The 4,101-nt window shown below is 44.0% G+C and carries 3 protein-coding genes and 1 pseudogene; 2 read left to right on the plus strand and 2 right to left on the minus strand.

The window, feature by feature from the left end; genetic code table 11:
• A pseudogene (locus BCT81_RS17840) lies at positions 1-199 on the minus strand (ATPase); the annotation flags it as partial.
• A complete protein-coding gene (locus tag BCT81_RS17845) occupies positions 196-1,794 on the minus strand; it encodes a sodium:solute symporter (RefSeq protein ID WP_102425322.1) in 1,599 nt (532 codons plus the stop codon). The gene BCT81_RS17845 and the pseudogene BCT81_RS17840, both read right to left, overlap by 4 nt.
• A 238-nt stretch (positions 1,795-2,032) precedes the next feature.
• Here BCT81_RS17845 and BCT81_RS17850 point away from each other — a divergent pair, with 238 nt between their 5' ends.
• Positions 2,033-2,881: a MurR/RpiR family transcriptional regulator gene (locus BCT81_RS17850; protein WP_102425323.1), complete on the plus strand. Its 849-nt coding sequence runs from the start codon at positions 2,033-2,035 to the stop codon at positions 2,879-2,881.
• An 11-nt stretch (positions 2,882-2,892) separates the two neighbouring features.
• Positions 2,893-3,882: a beta-N-acetylhexosaminidase gene (nagZ, locus tag BCT81_RS17855; protein ID WP_102425324.1), complete on the plus strand. Its 990-nt coding sequence runs from the start codon at positions 2,893-2,895 to the stop codon at positions 3,880-3,882.
• Positions 3,883-4,101 lie beyond the last annotated feature (219 nt).

Below are 4,101 nucleotides of genomic sequence, written 5' to 3' on the forward strand. Positions count from 1 at the left end.
GTTTCGGATTTATCTGATTCACACTCAGCATTTCTTCAATGTAATGAGTCAGTTGAGTGATTGCTGTTTCACCGTATAAGGTTAGTGATGTTGCGGCTAAAGTTCGCTCTTTAATTACGCTCGGCGTTGGTGAAATTCGCTTGAGTCTCATGGCTGTTTTTGTGCCGCCACCATCGACGGCTAGAGTATGGGTAATCATTGACTAACCGTTTGTAGTTTATTTGCCTCTTGAGGCTGTTTCTTACCTGATAGACATACGATTAATGAGACAAAGGTGCCTACACACAGTTGATATGGGAAGGCCAATCGAACACCCACCCAATCCGTATTAATCATCCCCATTACGCTATCCCAAACATAAGCTTGCATCAGTAACGTAGTTAAGAAGCCGGCGACAAGCGCTAACGCTACAGATGTTTCATTGCCACGTTCGGTGAAAATCGCTGTGAAGTAGACCCCCAATAACCCAGTGTAAGCAAACACCATTACACTCAAAGCGAACGACAATAATGGCATGTCGGTGTATTGCTGCCAGTAGTAACACAAGATACCCATACTACCTAAGGCCAGCGCAGCAGCGGCCATACCGAAGCGGCCCGCTTTTACATAATGGAAGTCATATTGTTCGCCTTTACGAGCTTCTAACCATGGTTTGTAGATATCTTGAATCGCAACAGAAGACATTGAATTCAAGCCTGAGTTGAGTGTTGAAAGCGCAGCAGCAACCACACCAACTGTCACCAAACCTCGAAGACCTGCCGGCATTTCATTGAGCACGTAGTACATGAAAATAGTCACGTTCTCACCATTAAAGCTCTGCACGACATCTTTTCCTTCGACGCCCATCAGGTCCGGTCTTTGATAGAAAACATACAGAAGCAGGCCAATCGACATGAAAACCAACACAACAGGGATAGAGAAGATGATTGAGTTGATCATCGCCTTAGAGCCTTGCTTGGCATCTTTACAGGTTAGAACTCGCTGGGTCATGTCTTGATCAAGACCAAACGCACCAATGTTCAGTAGTACAAAACCAGTAATACATGCCCAGAAGCTGAAAGTACCAGCAGGTGTTAAATCCAGTGTGAAATCGAGTAAGGTAAGCTTAGAAGATTGGCCTTCGCCAGGGTTTGCAAGCACTTGTGCGATTTGGCTGAAATCTGCCGGGATCCGGCCTAATAAGTAGATAATGACCGCAATGGCAGCACCGACGTACACCACGAGTTGGATAAGATCACTCCAGATAACCGAGCGGATACCGCCCATGTAGGTGTAAGCGAGGCCAACGGTGACCAGAATCACCACGGAAGTGACAACGCTGCTAGGGTCAATATTGGTAAACAGAATCATGGATACTGCGATAGCCGCCATATACAGACGAGCACCAGAAGCAAACACACGACCCACCAAATACATTACACCGGCACGCTGCTTGGTCTTCTCGCCAAAGCGCACTTTCAGCAACTCATATACTGTAGACACTTTGTTTTGATAGAAGCGAGGGATCAGAACAAGTGCGACAAAAATGGCACCCAGAATACCGCCAATATTGGTGGCTAGGTAAGTGAGGTCTCCACGGTAGCTCGATTCTGGTCCACCTAAAAACGTTGCTGCTGATTGTGATGTTGCCAGCACTGAAATAGCGACTACCCACATTGGCATCGAGTTACCACCTAAAAAGTAGTCCTTGGTACTCGTGATTTTTGTTCGGCTGAAATGCCAACCGGTGAAGGCGATAACAGCGAAATAAATCGCAAATACCGCCCAATCCAGCGAAGTAAATAGTGAATTCATAGCAGCTCCGTAGCGTGAATAGATAAGAGGGTGTTTATTATTATTTTTTCAGAATGACTGTTTGAATAATGAGTTTCAAAATCTATTCCTTGGTGGAATAGTGACCAGTGGTTTTCTTTGACGATGCTCCCAGAAGGTTGTGTTAGCTATTCCAAATGAGGAAATGGAAAGGAATAATTATTCCAATAGAAAGGCAAAACTCGTTATGATGACAGGCTGAAAGAGGGAGATAGATCGAGTGAAAGGCATTGCGAAAGTAAAAGCGTTATTACCCAAGCTTTCTCCATCGGATTCGCTGGTGGCACGATATGTATTGGATCACCCGCAGCAGGTTAAGCAACTCTCTTCCCCTGAATTAGCGAAAGCGGTAGGGGTGAGTCAGTCGACGATCGTCAAGTTTAGTCAGAAGATCGGTTATAAAGGCTTTTCTGAAATGAAGGTGAAACTCTATCAGAGTGATATGAGTTATCAGCCTGTTTCTCAACGAGGCATACACGGCACCATCACCAGAAAAGATTCGCCAGATACCGTGATGGATAAACTTCTTGCAAGTAAAACACAATCGCTTGAACGTACCGTGTTATTAAATGAGGGCGAACAGCTGAGTAATGCCGCTGACCTACTGCACCTTGCCAATAAAATTCAAATTTCAGGTGTTGGAGCATCGTCGCTAGTCGCGAAAGATTTCGCTTATAAGCTGATGAAGATTGGTCATGCGGTTCATGCGGAACCTGATGCTCATATTCAGATTGCCAACGCGGCATCGCTTACTGAAAATGATGTGTTGGTAGCGATTTCCTATTCAGGAAAAACCAGAGAAGTTGTAAAAGTAGCTCAGTTAGCGAGATCGAAAAAGGCCAAGGTCATTGTGATTAGCCAGTTATCTCCTTCGGCTCTGGACAAGTATGCTGATATCAAACTCATTTCGGCGGCTGACGAGAACCATATTCGTAGTTCCTCTATCACAGCGCGTGATAGCCAACTTTTTATTACTGACTTGTTGTTCATTGCGTTAACTCAGCAGGAAGAGCAGGCCGACCAATTAATTGAACAAAGTAAATCTGCAGTAGCGGAATTTAAGCAATAGAAGGACATATTATGGGACCGTTATGGGTTGATGTTGCAGGCTACGAACTGACTGCGGAAGACAAAGAAATTTTAGAGCACCCAACCGTTGGTGGTCTCATTTTATTTGCTAGAAACTACCACGATAGCAAGCAGCTATCGGCTTTAAATAAAGAGATTCGCAAAGCGGCTAAGCGTCCTCTTTTAATTGGTGTTGACCAAGAAGGAGGACGAGTACAGCGTTTCCGCGATGGCTTTTCTATTATCCCTGCTGCTCAAGAGTTCGCGACTCAAAAGAATGGTGAACAATTAGCTGAACAAGCAGGTTGGTTGATGGCAGCGGAGCTGATTGCTCACGATATCGATCTAAGTTTTGCACCAGTATTAGATAAAGGTCATCAATGCAAAGCGATTGGCAACCGAGCGTTTGGTGAAGATATTGATACCATCGTTCGTCATAGCAGTGCATTCATCAAAGGCATGAAGTCAGTTGGTATGGCGACAACTGGAAAGCACTTCCCTGGTCATGGTGGTGTGATAGCTGATTCGCATCTAGAAACGCCTTACGACCCTCGAGACGATATCTTTGAAACTGATATGGCGATCTTTAAGGCGCAAATTGAAGCGGGAATATTAGATGCGATGATGCCTGCACACGTGGTTTTCTCTCATTATGATGACCAACCAGCAAGTGGCTCTCAATATTGGTTACAGAAAGTATTGAGACAAAAACTGGGCTTTAAAGGCCTGATCTTCTCTGATGATTTAACGATGGAAGGCGCTGCGATCATGGGCGGACCTGCTGACAGAGCAAAAGCAGCTTTGAATGCGGGCTGTGACATGGTGTTGATGTGTAATAAACGAGATGCACAAATTGAGGCTCTTGATCACTTAGCGATTCAAGAGGTGCCTTTAGCCAAATCATTGCTTAAAAAATACAGCTTTGATTTGTCGACTCTTCATTCTGATGCCCGATGGAAAGAGGCTTCAGAGCAGATTAAGCGAATGCTAAACGATGAGTGATAAATAAACACTCTACAAATTTAAAGAAGGCGATATGAGAAATATCGCCTTTTTTGTTTGTATTGACTGTGGTTTAAGTCAGTAATCTAATCAAAACGACTTAAAACTCATGTGTAAAATTAAATTTACACCAAATGTTTTCTATTATTTACGCTTGCAATCGTTTTTGTAGCTGTTATTGTGTTTTTAAAGATTGTTAACCCAAATGGAAATGTTGGG

The organism is Vibrio sp. 10N.261.52.A1 (assembly GCF_002876325.1).
In the GTDB taxonomy this organism is placed as follows: domain Bacteria; phylum Pseudomonadota; class Gammaproteobacteria; order Enterobacterales; family Vibrionaceae; genus Vibrio; species Vibrio chagasii.

Coding starts and splice junctions, on each gene's coding strand:
- BCT81_RS17845 (WP_102425322.1), bottom strand. CDS start 1,794: ATGAATTCACTATTTACTTCGCTGGATTGGGCGGTATTTGCGATTTAT.
- nagZ (WP_102425324.1), top strand. CDS start 2,893: ATGGGACCGTTATGGGTTGATGTTGCAGGCTACGAACTGACTGCGGAA.